The sequence below is a fragment of the Croceicoccus bisphenolivorans genome, assembly GCF_001634625.1.
In the GTDB taxonomy this organism is placed as follows: Bacteria; Pseudomonadota; Alphaproteobacteria; order Sphingomonadales; family Sphingomonadaceae; genus Croceicoccus; species Croceicoccus bisphenolivorans.
Genome location: NZ_LRSE01000055.1, coordinates 1 through 1,185, shown reverse-complemented (window position 1 = coordinate 1,185; position 1,185 = coordinate 1). Strand labels below are relative to the sequence as shown.

The 1,185-nt window shown below is 64.3% G+C and carries 3 protein-coding genes; all 3 read left to right on the top strand.

Translation table 11 applies throughout. The annotated features are described in order from the left end of the window. Positions 1–86: 86 nt before the first annotated feature. Positions 87–542 carry an IS66-like element accessory protein TnpA gene (tnpA, locus tag A7A77_RS17270; protein WP_066561309.1) on the top strand — a complete coding sequence of 152 codons (456 nt, stop codon included), beginning with the start codon at positions 87–89 and terminating at the stop codon, positions 540–542. Then, positions 539–895 (top strand): IS66 family insertion sequence element accessory protein TnpB, encoded by a 357-nt coding sequence (tnpB, locus tag A7A77_RS17265; RefSeq protein WP_066561306.1) that lies wholly within the window; start codon positions 539–541, stop codon positions 893–895. Before tnpA ends, tnpB begins: the two co-directional genes overlap by 4 nt. A gap of 31 nt (positions 896–926) precedes the next feature. After that, the coding region (locus A7A77_RS17260) for an IS66 family transposase (protein ID WP_281180052.1) at positions 927–1,185 on the top strand (259 nt) is incomplete at its 3' end.

Here is a 1,185-nt window from a genome sequence, read left to right as displayed (position 1 = left end):
GTAAGCGCTGTCGCGGTCCCACCTTGCGCGGTTAATCTGAAGCGTCGAGTTTCCGCGCCCTGATCTTCAGGAGGGGCGTTGGTGCTATGACGATGTCATGTGACGATACTGGCACTAGCGGTGTTCAGCGGTTTGAGGTTTTCACCGGCGCGGGCAAGCGGCGGGATTGGCCGCCGGAAGTGAAGGCCTCGATTGTTGCGGAGAGCTATTCAGGGATGGAGACGGTGAGCGCGGTCGCGCGCCGTCATGGCCTGGTTCCTTCGCAACTCTTCACCTGGCGCCGCCAGCTGCGCGAGCAGATGGAGGAGCACGGCTTCATGGTTTCGGAGACCACGAAGCCGGAGCCGACCTTCGTTCCGGCAGTGATCGACGTGATGCCCGATCCCGATCCGGCACCGAAGAACAAGCCTGTGCGCCGACGGCGGCGCAGCAAGGCCAGTACGGTGGAACTGGAAGTGGACGGGATCACGGTGAAGATCGCTCGTGGAGCAGATGCGGGCACGATCTCGGCAGTTATCACTGCGCTGAGAGAGACGCGATGATCGGGCCTGGTGCTGGCGCGAAGGTGATGTTCGCAACGCGCCCGGTGGACTTTCGCAAGGGACCGGACTCGCTCGCGGCGCTGGTGGCCGCCGAGTATGGCGGCAAGCCCTATTCGGGCGTTATCTATGTGTTCCGCGCCAAGCGCGCGGACCGGATCAAGATGATCTGGTGGGACGGAACGGGCCTGTGCCTGATGGCCAAGAGGCTGGAGCAAGGTGCGTTCAAGTGGCCCCGGATTCAGGACGGCGTGATGCGGCTGACCGCCGCACAACTGGGCGCTTTGCTGGAGGGACTGGACTGGCGGCGTGTCCACGGCGGACGTCGCCCGAAGGCGCCGCAGATTGCCGCTTGACGGGATACCGCACCACTGATTCAGTGTCTCCATGCTGATCGAAGCGGACCTGCCCGAAGACGTCGAAGCGCTGCGAGCGCTCGTGCGCGAACAGGCCCGTGAGCTCGATACTCTCAAGACATTCCGCGATGAGGTCGAGCGCCTGCGCGCGATCATCGAAGCGATGCAGCGTCACCGGTTCGGTCGCCGTTCCGAGCAACTCGATCCCGACCAGTTCGAGCTTGCCCTTGAGGAAGTCGAAGCAGCCCTGGCCGCAGCCGAACACGCGCAGGGGCAGGGGCAGGGGCAGG